Genomic DNA, 15,776 nt, shown 5'->3' on the forward strand with positions numbered 1-15,776 from the left:
CTACCTCATTCTGGCACTTCGTGATGCCTTCGGTAGATGTTCATCCCGACAGATATTCAGATCAATTGCCATTTGGCGGAAGGAAATGCTTGGCCATGCCCCTCCGGGCGACGCGGATCGACCGCAGCATCGAGGAGAAGCTGCGATCACGGCAGGCGTGCTCCCGCCGCAATCGACAGCCGAAATTTCAAACTCAGGCAGATTTGTGACCGCTCGAGCCCAAGAGCCGTTCGGCCATGGCCCGTACCTCGTCGGCCATATCCGGCCTCTCGAGAGCGAGAGCCAGAGTGGCTTCCACAAAGCCCGTCTTTGAGCCGCAATCGTAACGATTGCCCTCAAAAGTCACCGCATGGAATGCCTGGGAACCGATCAGCTTGGCCATGGCGTCGGTCAGCTGAATTTCGCCGCCCGCCCCCTTTTCCTGTGTGGACAGGATGTCGATCACCTCCGGCTGGAGAATGTAGCGACCCGATACAATAAGGTTCGAGGGAGCGTCCTCCACTTTGGGCTTCTCTACCAGACCTTTCACTTCTGTCAGTGCCTCGTTGAAACCTTCCGGTTTGTTGCCCGGCGCAATCACGCCATAGGACGACACGTCCTCGCGCGGAACTTCGAGCACTGAGATCAGGTTGCCGCCAACCTGATTATAGGCATCGACCATCTGTTTCATGCAGCCCTTCTTGCCGATCATCAGTTCGTCCGGCAGGAAAATCGCGAAAGGCTCATTGCCGATCACGGCGCGCGCGCACCAGATCGCATGGCCCAGACCCATCGGCACCTGCTGACGCACGGTGACCAGATTACCCGGCTTGATGCGGGTGGGTTCGAGCACGTCGAGCGACTTGCCGCGCCCTTCCATCGTGGCTTCGAGTTCGAACGCCGTGTCGAAATGTTCGACGATGGCGGTCTTGCCGCGGCCGGTCACAAAGATGAGCTGTTCGATGCCCGCTTCGCGCGCTTCATCGACGGCGTATTGGATCAAAGGACGATCAACGATAGGCAGCATTTCCTTGGGGATCGCCTTGGTCGCAGGCAGGAAACGCGTTCCCAGGCCAGCAACAGGGAAAACGGCCTTGCGGATGGGCTTGATAGGTTGAGCAGTGTTCATATATCCCCCTAATAATCCGGGAAAATTATACGCGCCAATACTTATGTTGCAAGTGCGAGCAGTGTGCTTGGTCGCGTCCGGAGGGGAACCGAAGCTCTATCCGTGATTTTGAGGTTTCGGCGGAGTCGAACCCGTTCGGGAGCCATTCGAGATACTGCCGGCATTCATTCCTCAGATTGCCGCATCGGAAAGACTTAAGCGGGGTGGGCGGCCCAGAGGCTTCAGGAAACGCAGGGAGCCGAGACAGGTGTCTTCCCGACCAAACTGATGGACGCCGGGGCAACTTTCCATATGACAGTTGGCAATGCCGCAAGGATGCCAAATGCAATCACATTGTTCGGTCTCAGCACCTATGGCCCAGAAATGGGGTTGCGGATAACGGAGGGATTGGGTCTCGTCGTAACGACGCGAGGAGTGACGGTGAGACCCAATCCCTCCAGCCCAAAATCGACTGCCAAGCCTACGAAGTAGCCCGCCGAGGCGGTGGTGAAGGATATTCGCCGCGCCGCGCGCCGACATTTCCCGGCTGAAGGCAAAATCAGGATCGTGCTCGATGGCATGCGTGGCGAGGAGAGCATCGCAGAGCTGTCCCGCCGCGAGGGCAACGCACGCAGCTTGTATTACTTTTGGCCGAAGGAGTTCTTCGAGACCGGCAAGCGCCGTCTGGCCGGGGACACCGTCAGCGCCGTCACTACGGATTTGCGCCGCGAGACGCTGGCCTTCAAGGAATACATGCTCGACCTGACGCTCAAGAGCCGCCTGCTGAAAAAAGTCTGACCGCGCACCAGCGATCCGCCCCTCCGAGCACAGGATCTATCGCTACCTGTTGCGCGGTCTGGCGGTCATTTGGCCCAACCAGGTTTGGTGTGCCGATGCGACTTATCTGCCGATGCGGCGTGGCCTTCTCTCTTTGGTGGCGATCATGGATCGGGCGACACGCAAGGCGCTCGCCTGACGCATCCCGAACACGACAGACGCCGCATTTTGCGTTGAGGCCTTGCAGATGCCATGCCCGCTACGGCAAGTCCGAGATCCTCAACACCGTTCAGGGCAGCCAATTTACAGGTCATGCCTTCACCGGCGTGCTGCGAGCAGCAGAGGTGCGGATCAGCATGGATGGGCGGGGCGGCTGGATGGATAACGTCTTCATCGAGCGTCTCTGGCGATCGGTGAAGTGCGAGTGTGTGTATCTCCACGCCTTCGGGACCGGCAGCGAACTGCGGTCGGGCCTCGGGCGCTGGTTCGCCATCGGCCTCATTTCGCCCTTAGAACCCCGGCAGAGGCATATCGGCAAACCGGCCCGTCATGTCATGCGGGGCATGTCCCCCATGACATGACGGGCAAACTCGCGGCATGACGACATCGGGTTTGAGCCTGACTTCGCCGCAAACCTGTCCGGGAAGGCGGGACCATATGTCAGATCAAGGCATTCATCGCGCAATATGATCACCAGCGCTATCACGAGAGCCTCGGCAATGTGACGCCCGCCGACGCCTACTTCGGCCGCGATCAGCAGATCAATGCATAGCGTGCCGCCATCAAGAAGCAGACCATCGAACATCGCCGCTTGCGGCACCGCAAGCTCGCCGCCTAAAAGCCAGCCTCAAACGAGGCCCGCTCTCCGCTGCCGCGCCGCCGACTTTGCGCCAAATGTTTCGACGGCGGACACCGGTCACGGGTTCGCTATCCCATTCCACAAAAGCTAACCATATGCCTCCTCTCGCTGCCAATAGGTCAAAACAATCTTCTCACCTGCCTGCACAATCTCCCCGCCATGCAGGGTCTCGTTGGCTCTGTTTCCGCTGGCATCAACATTGTGAAACATAATTGCGGCACCACGTTGCGGGCGCAATGTCAGCCCCAGATTCGGGAAAACGGTACCGCCGCCACATTCAGGCGAGCGCAAATAGACAAGGATTGTGTTCACCCGCTGACCACCGTTGGCGCGGTGCACATCCCCCGCCCTGCCCTCTGGGAAGGCGTCGAAATGAGGACGATATTCCTGTCCGGGCGCGTAGCGGAGAATTTGCAGCCCTTCGCCATGGTCAATCGGCCATGATGTCAAAGTGGCCAGACGTCTTTCAATCTTTGTCACGAGATCGGTTTCTGCGCGCACCAGCATCACCCCTGTGCTCGACCTTTCGGGATGGGGAACAGCGCTGCCGTCCGTCTCATCGACAACCGTAGATGGCAGTAAACCGCGCAATTCGGCATAAGCAATGAGTTGCTCACATTCCTCGGCGGACAACACATTTTCGCAGACTGCTATGGCCGGAGCAGCAAGTCGCATCGTCACGGCCACGCTCTGCCCCTCAATCTGGGAAACCCCGATCAAAGGCAATTCGGGACGAACGGATAGCGCGACGGGATGCTCATGGGGTTTCGAGGCAAACGCGATGGCCTCAGCAGCCGCGTTCGCTGTCCAGCCCGCCGCAACCATCCGCTGCGCCATATCGGCATGATCGCATCCGGCGCGGACATTGGTGAACACCCAATCGCGCCATTCGGACCCGTGGGAATCTATGGCGGCATTCTGCGTCGCGACTGACGGGCCCGCCATTTGTGATGTCATCTCAAAAACTCCGTGTGATGCCGACATCGGTGGTCACGCGGCGAAAGTCGTAAATTCCCACCGTGGACCAATTGCGCTCATAAGCAACCCGTACCACCGGAGAGAAGCCCGCCACTTCCACCTTGCGCCACACCGCCCCGATGCCCCCGCGCAAATACCAGTCCGTGCGCCGTTCCGGGAAAAGGAACAGGCGCGCATCGGCGCCCAAACGGCTGCCGCTGGCTGTGGCAAACAGTGTTGTCTTGCCAAAGTCGTGCCAGTAGACGCCCCCGACCGCGCCCGAGGCCGTGGCATAGCCGGGATCGCGCGCCGTCTGACGGTTGGCGGAAAGCGTCACACTGGCGCCCGACCGTGCGGACAGCGCGCGTTCATAACTGACGGCGGCGGTGTAGATCATGCCATCCTGGAGGCTGTTGGTGGCATAGCGCACGCGGTTGAGGCTGATGGTCGTGTCAATCTGCGCGCGCTTTCCAGCGGGGTGCAGCCAATCGAGACTGAGGCTTTGCGTGCGGGCATAGATGTTTCCACCATACCAGCGCCATGTGTACCCCGCCGAGGGCGTGATGCGATCTGCCCTGTGGCGATATTCCAATCCAAGCTGAGCCGAAGCGGAAATGTCGTTGAACTGGCTGGATTGATAGAGCGTCGCCTGACTCGACACACGCGGGACGAGGGTAAAGCTCTTGCCAAGATCGAGGCGGCCATAGATCTGGCTCGATTCCTTGACCCCCAGACCAGATTGCTGGCGCGCATCCTGCGACAGGTTGAGCGGAGCGATCACCGTATCGAGCGTGGTGGCGCTGGTGGCTCGGTTGATATTGCTGTCGGGGGCCAGCGCCAGTTCAAAAGACCCGCCCCAAGGTTTGCGAGAGCGCAGCGCGGCGGCATATTGCTTGACCACCTGCGCAACCTGCGGCGGGAGGCCGCCGGCTTGCGCCTGACGCAGCTCGCGGCGGGCGGCTGTGAGGTCGCCCATCTGAGCGAGAACGTCTGCTAGTTCCAAGCGAGCGGGCTGGGCATTGGGCTCGCTATCGAGAATAGTGCGCAACAGGAGCGCGGCTTCAGTGAGTCGACCTTGTTTTTTCAATAGGTTGGCGTGGCGGAAACTAGCCTCATTGCGAAGGCTGGGGTTGGGGTCATGTTCAAGAGCAGCATATATGGTTGATGCAGTGTCTGCGTCACGCGCGGCAAGCGCCCTTTCCGCCATGGCGAAAAGCTGGGATGCAGTAAAATGACTGGGCGTTTGGGCGATCACGGCGCCATAAGTTCCCACCGCCGCGGTCAAGCCGGTCGCAATCTTCCAGTACGAGGCCATATGGCAATATTCGCTCTCAGGGTCCTTTTTTCCCTAATGCCACCCCAAATCCCTGTGTACTGTTGCCAGTGCTGGGACCTATGGCATAAGAAAAGCCGAATTCATTTGCCGATGGTCCATAGAAACTGCCAACAAAGGTTCCACTTGCCGCTCCAGTGAGTGTGCCGTGGAACTGCTGCCACCCATAAGACGAGATGCCCCCGAACATAGCAATGCTTCCGGTACCTGAATAGATGGTGGTGGACAGGGAGGGCCCGCCCGATTGAGTGTTCACGCCGGTAAAGGTCAAGGTTGTGGAGACAGTGGCATTGGCAAAATTCGCCGCAAATGTGGTCGCCCCCTTGGTCAGATAATTGCCCAGGGCATCATGATAAGCGCCGTAATTGATCCCAGTGTATGTCGCCGACCCCGTGGCGGGCACATTTGCCTGTGAGGTCGGGACACCAAATACGAAAAATTCCGCGTGGCTGCGGTCAGCTGCCGACAACGGGCCGCTGTACACATGGCTGAAAATGCCGAAATTCGCGTACGTGAGGTTGATTGTACTATTGGACGCACCTTGCTTAAACAGGAGGAGGACATTGGTATCGGATGTGCTCGCATCCTTCGTTGCATAGGCAGTGAAATTGCCGTCCGCATATAGTGAGCCCGCAGCGATGGGAACCGTGCTCGACTGGGGCAAATAATGGTAAAAGAATGATCCTAGACCAAATATCGGCGTGTAGGCGTAAGTTCCTGTGTTCGGATCGTAGGTCAGCCCTTGAGGGCTCGATCCGCCAGTCATCGACAGTCCAGTCGTAGGACTAACGCTTTCGCTCATGCCCGCCGCGAACGTCTGCAGGTAATTCACCGTGCCTGATGGTTGCGGAGCTGTCAGCGCCGCCTGCAAAGTGGTGCCATCCGGATAAATGCCATTGTTCGCCATGGCCGACAAAGTGAAACTGGCTTGGCCCGGTGAGAGTGTGACAGGCGAGCTCGGCGTAATGACGGCGGGCACCGAAACGGGCGCGGGAGCAGGCGTCGGCGCGGGAGCAGGCGTCGGCGCGGGAGCAGGCGTCGGCGCGGGAGCAGGCGTCGGCGCGGGAGCAGGCGTCGGCGCGGGAGTAGGCGTCGGCGCGGGAGTAGGCGTCGGCGCGGGAGTAGGCGTCGGCGCGGGAGCAGGTGTCGGCGCGGGAGCAGGTGTCGGCGCGGGAGCAGGTGTCGGCGCGGGAGTAGGTGTCGGCGCGGGAGCAGGCGTCGGCGTGGGAGCAGGCGTCGGCGTGGGAGCAGGCGTCGGCGCGGGAGCAGGCGTCGGCGCGGGAGTAGGCGTCGGCGCGGGAGCAGGTGTCGGCGCGGGAGTAGGCGTCGAGTTGACACCACCATCGCCTCCACCGCACGCGGCAAGCTGCAGCGCCAGAAGTGGCGCCACGCCCAATTTATACGCCTTCATTGCCCACCTTTCAGGAATTTACCCCACTTAGACTTAAATTGAGCAGGTGTTGCCTCGTGTTTCAAGGGGTTATTGAGCAGGCCGTGAAAAAGTGTTCTCCCGCGAGCATGGCATCACGGTCAATGCCAGAATCGGTAGCTGACGAAATCAAAAAACCAGGAGACGTTGTGTTTTACCCCAAGACATAGGAGCGATGACTATTCGTTTTCGAGGCTTGCAAAACTAACGAACCGGAGTGCCCTCAAGCCCATAAATAGAAGAGAAGACCTTTGCATTCCGCGAAGGGCGGCTATCAGCCAAACCGGCCGGTCCCAATCTCGCCGCCGACCGGCAGGGGTGTCGAAGGCTCCGGCGCTCAAGTGCTGTCCGGCAATGGTGAACGACCGGCAGCGTCATGCGCCGGAACCAAGGGCGCTCAATGTTGCCTTAAGCGGCGCCAACGCCCGCGATCCAGCATCGGCAGCAGCCGACCGATAGTGTTCCCGCTGCTGAGATCGAGGGTAGTGTCAGCTTAGGCACGGTCTGGAATGGCTTATCCCGGTCATGCGGGCGCTGGGGTGGCTGACATCGGGATTAGCTTAGCCATTTTGCGGAGGTTTGAGCGGTGGCGGCGAGGAGGAACTCGTCTCTTGCGCGGTTTGGACCTCGCAGGCGCGGCCGGTCGAGCTTAAGGATACGCTTGAGGTGGGCAAACAGCATCTCGACCTTTTTCGCTCGCGTCGGGATGTGACATAGGCGTCGGTTTTGGCCAGATCTCTTGCCAGATCCCGTGTACCCTCGTGGATTGACCGGATCACTATGCGGTTAGGCTGTCCGGGGCAGCATTGCGGCTTAAGAGCGCAGGCATCGCAGTCATGTTTGCTGGCGCGATAGCGGATAAACCCGTCCTGATCGACGTCGCCCCGCAGCGCCGCAAAGTTCCTGCGGCGCGGGAACAGCTCTTTGCTGCCGGGACATGCATAGAGATCATGTTGGTGATCGTAGCGGAATTCGTCGCGTTGGAAACTTCCGGTCCGGCGCCTCGCCTGATCGAAAACAGGGATGTGCGGTTCGATGCCGCGCTCATGGACAAGCCAGGCGATATTGGCGGCATCGCCATAACCGGTATCGGCGGCCAGACGCTGGGGCCAGATGCCAAAACGTTCCGGTGTTCGGTCGATCATCGTTCGCTGCGCGGTCACCTCGGCAGGGCGAATGGCCGTGGTGACTTCGACATCAACAATCACGGCGTTTTCCAAATCGATGAGATAATTGGTGCTCTAAGCGAAGAAGGCTTGCCCGCCATGGGCGCCTGTCCAGCGGGCTGCAGGATCGGCAGGCGACAGATATTTGGGCGTGACGGGCGATGCTGCGCCGAACGCTGCCGCATCGAGCACCTCCAGATACTCCCGGGCAGCATGGTTGACGATGTCCGGGGGCAGGCCTTCCTCGCCGGGCATACCTTGCTGGCGGTTCGCGTCGGCCTTGATCGGGCCGGCGTCGACGGCAAAGCCCTCGCCACCGACCAATCCCTCCTCGATGCAGCGCGTGACCGTCATCTCGAACAGGTCCCGCAACAGATCGCTGTCACGGAACCGGCCGTGGCGGTTCTTGGAGAAGGTCGAATGATCGGGCACCGCTCCGTCAAGACCGAGACGACAGAACCATCGATAAGCCAGGTTAAGATGCACTTCCTCGCAGAGGCACCGCTCCGACCGGATGCCCAGGCAATAACCAATGAGCAGCATCCCGATCATGAGCTCGGGATCGATCGAGGGCGGCCCGTCTCGCTATAGAAGGGCCGCAGCTTCTCGCGGATGCCGCTCAGGTCCACAAAGCGGTCAGCGGCCCGCAAAAGGTGGCTTTGCGGCACATGGTCCTCCAGGCTGAAGCTGTAGAACAGCGCCTCCTGCATCACCGTTCGAGCACCCATCATCAGCCTGTCTCCCAAGGACAGGCCCAGTGAATCAGGACTGCGCGATGACTGCAAGGCTGAGTTTTTCAGCACTTTCGACCAATCTACGCCGTTCCGGTGCGCCGCGTTGACGGTCAGATTGCCCCGAAACCGGTCGCTTTCTCAGATCGGTCTTCTCACGGAGCTTGCCTTTGAGCATGATCCTCATCTTCTTCGGCTGGGAAATGTCGCCGCTTGGCACGGCAAATGTCCTTCGCTGCCGCCTCGACAGGCTGCTTGGCGGGCTTAGTGGCCGACTTTTGGTGGAGAGACCGGGGCTCGTTTTTATGAAGACAAGACCCGGTCTCCCCGTGATCTGCAACCCAGGGGAACGCGCCACCACCTTGGCGCCCCCTGTTTGGCAGGGTCAGGGCTTGCGGCCGGTTACCGTGCCCAGCACAAAACCGGGATAACCGCTGGGCAAGGTGCCGCTGGCCCCAAAGAAATAGCCCATCTCGGCGGCTTGCGGGCCAAAGAAGCCACCGGCAAATTGGCCTGCCAGATTGGAATTGGCGGTGGTGGAGGTCATTACCCCGCTGAAAGTCGATCCCGAGCTGCTGATCGTGCCGGAACCGGTCATGCTCAACAGGGGCGTGGCCACCGTGGAATAGGTTGCCGCCCCATTGCTGACGCCTGTTTGCGGAAAGGCGGAAAGGTTGAGGGCGGTGCTGACGCTATTGGTACCGAAATTTGCGGTGAAGTTGGCGGTAGATGTGGCGCTATCGATACGGAACGTGGGGAAAGACCCGCTGTTCTGATAGGCGCTGCCAACCACGGTGGTGGTATAATTGGCCGAGCCGGTGCGCGGCATGTCGCTGGCCAGCGTGTTGACGCCAAAAATGCCGGTGCTGGTCTGATAGTTATTGTAGCTGGCGTTCCAGATCCCCCAGGAGCCGATGCGTGTATAGCTCAGATCGACCCCGCCCACATTGGGGGTGCTAACGGTCAGGCGCTCTGCCGGAATGGTGGGAGCATTGGCAATGGTGCCCACGCCCTTTTGATAGGCCGTGGCGCTGCTGGTCTGGCTGATGATATCGGCCGAGGTAAAGCTGGAGGCGCGACCCTGCGGGCCGGTCAACGAAACCGAACCGGTGGTGGCATTATAATTGGCAGTGGCAATGGCCGGATCGGCGGCTTCCACGGTCAAAGTAAAAACGCCGTTGATCGTGCGGGTATTATATAGAAGACCCGAAGCTGCCATAGTCTGCGCGCCCGACAGGTCGTTGAACTTGGTATAGGCGGGCGCAGGGTTGGACGAGGCGCTCTGTACACCGGCTCCATCGCCGCCGCAAGCAGCCAAGGCCATCAAAGGCGACAGCACCAAGGCGCGGGTAACAAATGAATGTCGCATGCTATTTCTGTCTCCACATGGACAGGCCCCAACTCAAAGCACTGAGCCGACCCCGACCTCTCCTGAAAAACGGCTGTAATCCCACAGGCCCACACTGGACCAGTTGCGTTCGTAACGCGCGCGCAGCAGCGGCACCAGGCCATGCCAGCGCAGGCTGCGGAAACTGGCGGCAAGACCGGCACTGGCGCTGACATCACGGCGGCGTTCGGGGAACAGGGCAAAGCGCGCATCGGCCTGTAGAAAGCCTCCGCCCGCCGTAGCTACCAAGGTTGTATGGCCGACATCGGACCACAGGCCAACCGAAGCTCCCGCGCTGCGATTGGCGAAAGCTGGATCTTGCGCCTCCACGCGATTGGCGTAGGCGCGCAGAGTGCCACCGTTTCTGGTGGAAAAAGCGTGGTCGAGGCTGACGGACAGGGTGAATGCGTGTCCGTTTTCCTGTCCATTAAAATGGTTGGTCGATCCGGTCGCCGCCAGTTCCAGACGCCCCTGTGTGCGCGGCGTCAAGGGCAGGCTCCAAGCCACGCTGGCCAGCCCGCCGCTCGTGTACAACTGCCCGCCATGCCAGCGCCATAAGGGCCCCGCCGAGAGCGTGACCCTGTGCCGTCCCTTGACCAGCTCCGGTCCTGCGGCGGGGGCTAGCACGACATCCTGATAGGCGATCTGGCGATAGAGGTCGGCGCTGGCCGATACGCGCTCCACCATGAACAAGCCGCCTGTCAACGCCTGGCGCGCGTAGGCCTGTCCACGCAAGCCAAGGCCCAGACCTGAATGCGCCTTGGCCCGATCATCCAATATGAAATCGCCCAAAACCGTGCCCAATGTCCCCACCGATGTCGCGCGGTTCACATTGCTGTCAGGGGCCAAACTGATCTCCAGCGATCCGCCATAGGGTCGCTGTGCAGAAAGAACCTGTTCGTAAAAGCGGACCATCCGTTCCACATCCACTGGCAAACGGCCCGCCTGAGCGGCGCGCAGATCGCGGGTGGCCGCGCTGATCTGGCCGTTCATCGCCTCAATCCGCGCCAGTTCCAGCCGCACGCCTGCTGCATCGGGCTTTTCATCCAGTATCAGCCGCAGTTCCAGCGCCGCTTCACCATAGCGCTTTTGGTAATAGGCCATCATCATGGCCAACCGGAACCGGGCCTCACGCCGCAATTCAGGCTCGGGATGCTGCGCCAACAGTCGATAGGCCTTTTCCGCATCAGCAAATCGCCCCGACCGGCTCAACCCGTCCGCAAACTGGAATAGCTGCCCCACCGTCATTTGCTGCGCTTGTTCCGCTGATTGAGGCAGCGCCTTGCCTTGCATGTTGTCCTGCGCCGCACAGGCAAAATTCATTGTTGCAGCAAAGGAGCTAAAAATAGCGAATATCGCCGAAATATATTTCAGGGTGCTGCAAGACATTGCTGTGCTGCCTGAAGTCGACGCAACAGGCTGTCAACCCAAATTGCGCGATTATTAGTGTTTTCTAGCGCAGCAAGATCGAACGCGCCGTAACCCGGAAGGCGCGTGCATGGATCGCAGTGCATGTCGCCAACAAACGGGACAAAACCTTGCTCCACCCCATAGCGGAGCGCGACGCGAACCTCAATGCGCCGCAAATTTCCATACTACTCAGGTCGATCTGCGCTATGAAGCCAACTGACGGGACCGCCCTCAAGGCTCGCCCTGAGAGAATGGGCTTAAGCGGATCTACGATTGGCAGGTATCGGCACAACCGGACGCTGCCAGTTGCGGCGCCTACCGGCCGAATTGTTCGAAGCCGTGCCTTTCGGCAGCGCTGCGGCGAACCTGAATGTAAGGCCAGTTTCGATGCCTTGATTGCTTGACCTGCGTGCCCGGTGTGGCGGCGGCAACCGCAGCACAGCGGCAACAGGATCTGTGGCCGGGCGGCATTTTTCGGATGGCGCCTGCGCCAGCATCAAATCCTACCACAAATTCCACCAATGGCTTGACGTAAATCGGCGGGATAAGCTGCACCTCATGCCCAAGTTGGGCCACTTCTGTCGCCCAAGGATGCGCGCCACTGCACGCCTCCATTGCGACAAGATACGCACGCTGCCTAGCGAAGAACTCGAGCAACTTGCTGCGGCTCAGTTTGCGACTGAAGACTGCCCCGCCACGTTCGTCGGCGCCGTGCGCATGAAACGAACTCTTGGCGATATCCAACCCGATTGTGGTAACCTTTGATACGGACGCCACCTTCAAGTGGTGTTCAACACCTCCACTTTGGCACATCAATGCCGCCGGGGGGCGTCCAACCCATCAGCTTCGCGTTGCGGCGCCTTCGAAACTTGCCCATCGCGGCCAGTATCGTCAACGTGTATGTCACAGAATTGCGCACGCTTCGGTTGAATCGCTATCGGGTCCCCATCTTCATGCATTAGGCTGGCAAACGAAATTCTTACTGAGCAATCTCCAGACCTCCCCGGTAACCCATCCCGCCGGTTGAGGAATGACCACTACGCCCGCGCGGGAGCGCCGCAACCCCCATTTGTCCGACCGTGTTACCGGCCTTCGACCGGCGCCCGCACCACTCGAAAAATGGAGGTTCCCCTGCGGCTGCGCCTCCGGTGCGTCGCACCCTCAATCGCAGGCTGCGCTTCAGGTCATCCCGGCGGGAATGGTTCACCGGGAAGATCTGGAGACAGCACATGAACAAGGTTTTTCTTTCCGGCCGCATCACTACGGAAATCAGCCGCTTCGGCACGGACAGCAAGGGCGGCGTCAGTTTCACCCTCGTCACCAGCAGGCCCGTCATCAAGGACGGCCAGGTCGTCAAAGGCGAGGATGGCTACACCGAAACCTATGACCAGTTTCACACCATCAAGGCTTTCAACGGTCTCGGCAAATCGATCGCCAACCACAAGAAGAAGGGCGACAAGCTCATCGTCACGGGCGAGATCCGCTACTCCCGCAATGAGAAGGACGGACGCACCTATTACAACACCGAGATCGTCGCTGACGAGATTGAGTTCATCTGACCCTAAACGGGCGGCTCGCAAGGCCGCCCTCCTTTCCCGGAGGCAGGGTCATGGATGACAGGCCCAACAATAAGGGCATCTCCAACATGCGTCTGATTGCCGCGCTGGATTGCCTGACGATGGCGCAGCGTGGCCAATGTGCTCTGCGCCACCGATGGCTTCAGCCTCGAAGCCATTGCCTTCCGGCTTGGGCTGAGTGTTCGGGAGGTGGAATCGCTCCGGCGGGGGTTCTGAACAAGCCTACCGAGGGGTTGGGCGAGCCCTGACTGCAAGGAGGCCGGCATAGGCACGGCGACAAGCGCGGGGTGGCATTTGGAGGTCTTTGTAACGCCCCGTAGAGCGGCGCAGGGCGCGAAATTTGTCCGGTTGCAGGGGTGATAGCAAAAGACCATCACCCCTTCACAGCGGCTTCCAGCGCGGCCAGACGCTCGGTGCAGATGGTATGGACAATGCGTCCGAGTTCCTCGACCCGTTCGCCCAGCCACACCAGTTCCTCGGCGTCGATCTTGTAATGTTTGGAGTAGCGCGCTTTGACGTAAGCGTCTTTCAGCTTCTCGAACAGGGCGCGGTCCTTACGCGTTTCCCGAGGCCATGCATCGACCAGTCGCAGGTCAATCCGTTCGGCTTGCGTACGCAGGAAGGCGATGTTGTGGTTGTGCGGGGTATAGAAGGTACCGACCAACAAGACGCAGTTGTAAAGTCGCTCAGTCGTCTGGTGCAGATCGAATGCAGCCTTTTTAAAATCACCATCATTCACAGCATGCCGGAATCCGCGCATGAAACTGTATGCGCTCGGAAACCAGTCCTCAAAATACTCCTGCGCCATATCGAGATTGGCCTGCGGAGTCTTGGGCAGGGGCTCACGCAGGTCGCGATCATCGCACTGATAGAGGGCAATCCCGTCCCGCGCGATGTCCATGAAGAAGAACCGGCCATGAGCCAGCCCGTCATTCACTTCCTGCAGCGAATGGACAATGAAATTGACCGGCGTGCGCAGCCTCCCGGCCAGCTTCTCCTCGATCAGCCTTTCATCGGCCCGGACCCAATGGGCAGCGCGGTCGGCCAGTTCCTTGCCGCTGACAATCACCAGCAGGTCGAAATCGGAAACATAGCCCTTGGCGGTATGGGGTTCATCGACCCAGCCGCCACGCGCATGGCTGCCGTAAAGGATCACCTTGACGATCTTGCCGCGCCGTTTGCTGCTCTCGGCTTCACTATGCGCGGCCCCGAATTCCTCGAACAGCAGTTGCACCACGCGCTCGAGTTCGCGCTGCTTGTGGGCCGGCAGATGATCGAGATCGGTCTTCATCACCTCATCCTAACAGCATCTTGCATGGCTCGCGCAACTGAATTGACCAATGGCGGGAGAAGCCTGCCAGATTGCCGTAGCCCGTCAAATTTTGGGCGCACACGGGTTTTTCCTCGCGACGCTTTGTTACCGGCTTTGCTGCCGCTACCGCCGCCCGCAGTGATCGATTGCGCCATCCACGAATCATCCCATAAAACCTGCGATTTGGCCACCGCCCGAGATGAAAATGCGGGCGCATTCGCAGGCTCATGCGGAAGGCCGGACGCACGCCCGAAGGGGGCGTAAGTGTAATGCACCGTACGCACGGGTGCTGCGAGGATTTTTCCATTATATATCATATTTTTATGCCGGACTGTCACGGCTCCCGAAATTCTGACAATCCGGGAGTCATGGCACCCAAGCCCAACTCTATCCATGATAAATTATTGATAAATATCCGGCTTGTTCTGGGTGCCATGACTCCCATCATGCGGCACAAGGCGTGGTGTGATGCATCGAGCCAAATGGACTTAAGTGCCCCATTGCAGCATTGAAGTCCGTACAGGTTTCACTTATAATCGCGTTGCTTACGACCTCAGGCAGAAGCTCTGTTCAACGGAGTTTCTGGATGACAAAACTGACTGTTCGTCTCGACGAAGATCTTTACGCTCGTCTTGGACGTCGCGCCCATGGGGCAGCGCTGCCGCTGGCTACCTTTTGTCGTAATGTTTTGGCGCAGGCGGCGGATCCCCAGAACCGCTATGTCTATTCCTCCAATGACGAGATCCTCTCGGCCTCGATCCAGATGCTGACGATTCTTGCCACCTTCGTGGGCCAGCAATCACCCAAAGCGCTGGAAGCCGGCATGGCCGAGGCGAGGGCGCTTTTGGCAGAACGGGGGCTGCTTCCGGAAAGGAGCGGGTCATGAGCATCTTTCGCAACGATACGGTCGGCTCATGGACCCGGGGCGGGCAGGCCATCGTCCACAATTTGCGGATGACCACGCAGGTGTTTTATCAGACTTTGCTGGCGGGCTTCGCGCTCTGGGTGATGGGCACAATCTGGTATGCGCTGGAGAAATCCACCGACTATGAACGCTACGTGCTGGTCAAACTGGCCGAGGCCGCGATCAAGGTCGATGCGGCGGCTGGGACTAACGATCCGGTCCTGTTCCATACGCCTGATGGTACCACCTACCCCACCTCGGCCGACTGGCTGATCGCCTCACAGCTCGCCAAATACACGCTGCATAATTTCGAGATCTACCTGCTGCATGGCGCTCTAATCGCCGGTCTCTTTACTCTGTGTGCGCTGGCCTATGCCTGGTTCTATTTTACCCGGACGGGTAAGGGACTTGGCTCCAACGAATACCTGCGCGGTGCCCATTTCGGGACCATCCGGCAGATCAGGCGCGCGTTGCGCCGGGAAAAGAAGGGGCCTCTCCGGATCGGTGGTGTGCCGGTTCCTTCCGATTTCGAGACCGAGCATCTGCTGATCTGCGGCGCGCCGGGAACGGGCAAGACCAACATCATCGTCAAGATGCTCGCCGGGATCAGGGACGAGGGCAAGCGCGCCATCGTCTATGATACGGCAGGCACTTTCGTCGAAAAGTTCTACCGGCCCGGCATCGATACTTTGCTCAATCCGCTAGACGCGCGCAGTGCGCACTGGTCGCCATGGGTCGATGTGCCGCAGGAATTGAGGTGGTCCCGCCTTCCTGGACAGGTTTGCGGCTAAGTTAAGCTCACCTGGTTTTTGTTATGCCGCCTGTTTGGTCATCGGATCATGGGGGG

Annotated in this window: 11 protein-coding genes and 5 pseudogenes; 6 read left to right on the forward strand and 10 right to left on the reverse strand. The window is 59.7% G+C overall.

Annotation, left to right across the window (positions count from 1 at the left end):
* Positions 1-193: 193 nt before the first annotated feature.
* Positions 194-1,108: a UTP--glucose-1-phosphate uridylyltransferase GalU gene (galU, locus tag FHW92_RS12335; RefSeq protein WP_168603515.1), complete on the reverse strand. Its 915-nt coding sequence runs from the start codon at positions 1,106-1,108 to the stop codon at positions 194-196.
* A 483-nt stretch (positions 1,109-1,591) separates the two neighbouring features.
* On the opposite strand from galU, the pseudogene FHW92_RS12340 reads away from it, so the two are divergent.
* The 3 pseudogenes from FHW92_RS12340 to FHW92_RS12350 form a co-directional block, all read left to right on the forward strand.
* Positions 1,592-1,879, forward strand: a pseudogene (locus tag FHW92_RS12340) (transposase); the annotation flags it as partial.
* 31 nt (positions 1,880-1,910) lie between these two features.
* Positions 1,911-2,465: pseudogene (locus FHW92_RS12345) on the forward strand (DDE-type integrase/transposase/recombinase); the annotation flags it as partial.
* Between the two features lie 60 nt (positions 2,466-2,525).
* A pseudogene (locus FHW92_RS12350) lies at positions 2,526-2,702 on the forward strand (IS3 family transposase); the annotation flags it as partial.
* A gap of 108 nt (positions 2,703-2,810) precedes the next feature.
* On the opposite strand, the gene FHW92_RS12355 reads toward FHW92_RS12350, so the two are convergent.
* From FHW92_RS12355 to FHW92_RS12390, 8 genes and pseudogenes are all read right to left on the reverse strand, one after another.
* Positions 2,811-3,680, reverse strand: coding sequence for a 2OG-Fe(II) oxygenase (locus FHW92_RS12355; RefSeq protein ID WP_168603516.1), 870 nt, complete (start codon positions 3,678-3,680; stop codon positions 2,811-2,813).
* 1 nt (position 3,681) lies between these two features.
* Complete coding sequence (locus FHW92_RS12360; RefSeq protein WP_349237681.1) at positions 3,682-4,995, reverse strand: porin family protein; 1,314 nt, start codon at positions 4,993-4,995, stop codon at positions 3,682-3,684.
* 16 nt (positions 4,996-5,011) lie between these two features.
* Positions 5,012-5,920: a transferrin-binding protein-like solute binding protein gene (locus tag FHW92_RS12365; RefSeq protein WP_168603518.1), complete on the reverse strand. Its 909-nt coding sequence runs from the start codon at positions 5,918-5,920 to the stop codon at positions 5,012-5,014.
* Between the two features lie 1,045 nt (positions 5,921-6,965).
* Positions 6,966-8,339 (reverse strand): annotated as a pseudogene (locus FHW92_RS12370) (IS1182 family transposase).
* 31 nt (positions 8,340-8,370) lie between these two features.
* Entirely contained in the window at positions 8,371-8,559 is a 189-nt protein-coding gene (locus FHW92_RS12375; protein WP_168603519.1) for a hypothetical protein, read from the reverse strand.
* A 165-nt stretch (positions 8,560-8,724) separates the two neighbouring features.
* Positions 8,725-9,708 carry a transferrin-binding protein-like solute binding protein gene (locus tag FHW92_RS12380; RefSeq protein WP_168603520.1) on the reverse strand — a complete coding sequence of 328 codons (984 nt, stop codon included), beginning with the start codon at positions 9,706-9,708 and terminating at the stop codon, positions 8,725-8,727.
* A 33-nt stretch (positions 9,709-9,741) separates the two neighbouring features.
* A complete protein-coding gene (locus FHW92_RS12385) occupies positions 9,742-10,890 on the reverse strand; it encodes a surface lipoprotein assembly modifier (RefSeq protein ID WP_246870082.1) in 1,149 nt (382 codons plus the stop codon).
* A gap of 561 nt (positions 10,891-11,451) precedes the next feature.
* Positions 11,452-11,880, reverse strand: coding sequence for an IS110 family transposase (locus FHW92_RS12390; protein ID WP_168603521.1), 429 nt, complete (start codon positions 11,878-11,880; stop codon positions 11,452-11,454).
* A 485-nt stretch (positions 11,881-12,365) separates the two neighbouring features.
* Here FHW92_RS12390 and FHW92_RS12395 point away from each other — a divergent pair, with 485 nt between their 5' ends.
* A complete protein-coding gene (locus FHW92_RS12395) occupies positions 12,366-12,695 on the forward strand; it encodes a single-stranded DNA-binding protein (protein WP_168603522.1) in 330 nt (109 codons plus the stop codon).
* Positions 12,696-13,086: 391 nt separating this feature from the next.
* On the opposite strand, the gene FHW92_RS12400 is transcribed toward FHW92_RS12395, so the two are convergent.
* Positions 13,087-14,004: a HEPN domain-containing protein gene (locus FHW92_RS12400; protein WP_168603523.1), complete on the reverse strand. Its 918-nt coding sequence runs from the start codon at positions 14,002-14,004 to the stop codon at positions 13,087-13,089.
* Between the two features lie 607 nt (positions 14,005-14,611).
* Between FHW92_RS12400 and FHW92_RS12405 the strand changes: the two genes are divergently transcribed.
* Together FHW92_RS12405 and FHW92_RS12410 are read left to right on the forward strand one after the other, a co-directional pair.
* Complete coding sequence (locus FHW92_RS12405) at positions 14,612-14,911, forward strand: CopG family transcriptional regulator (RefSeq protein ID WP_168603524.1); 300 nt, start codon at positions 14,612-14,614, stop codon at positions 14,909-14,911.
* Positions 14,908-15,699, forward strand: a pseudogene (locus FHW92_RS12410) (type IV secretion system DNA-binding domain-containing protein); the annotation flags it as partial. The gene FHW92_RS12405 and the pseudogene FHW92_RS12410, both read left to right, overlap by 4 nt.
* Positions 15,700-15,776: the final 77 nt, after the last annotated feature.

The organism is Novosphingobium sp. SG707 (genome assembly GCF_012275515.1).
Lineage (GTDB): Bacteria > Pseudomonadota > Alphaproteobacteria > Sphingomonadales > Sphingomonadaceae > Novosphingobium.

What these genes read in the sequence shown, in the direction of transcription:
- FHW92_RS12400 (WP_168603523.1), bottom strand. Translation starts at nt 14,004, where the DNA reads ATGAAGACCGATCTCGATCATCTGCCGGCCCACAAGCAGCGCGAACTC.
- FHW92_RS12365 (WP_168603518.1), bottom strand. Translation starts at nt 5,920, where the DNA reads ATGGCGAACAATGGCATTTATCCGGATGGCACCACTTTGCAGGCGGCG.
- FHW92_RS12405 (WP_168603524.1), top strand. Translation starts at nt 14,612, where the DNA reads ATGACAAAACTGACTGTTCGTCTCGACGAAGATCTTTACGCTCGTCTT.
- FHW92_RS12380 (WP_168603520.1), bottom strand. Translation starts at nt 9,708, where the DNA reads ATGCGACATTCATTTGTTACCCGCGCCTTGGTGCTGTCGCCTTTGATG.
- galU (WP_168603515.1), bottom strand. Translation starts at nt 1,108, where the DNA reads ATGAACACTGCTCAACCTATCAAGCCCATCCGCAAGGCCGTTTTCCCT.
- FHW92_RS12395 (WP_168603522.1), top strand. Translation starts at nt 12,366, where the DNA reads ATGAACAAGGTTTTTCTTTCCGGCCGCATCACTACGGAAATCAGCCGC.
- FHW92_RS12355 (WP_168603516.1), bottom strand. Translation starts at nt 3,680, where the DNA reads ATGACATCACAAATGGCGGGCCCGTCAGTCGCGACGCAGAATGCCGCC.
- FHW92_RS12360 (WP_349237681.1), bottom strand. Translation starts at nt 4,995, where the DNA reads ATGGCCTCGTACTGGAAGATTGCGACCGGCTTGACCGCGGCGGTGGGA.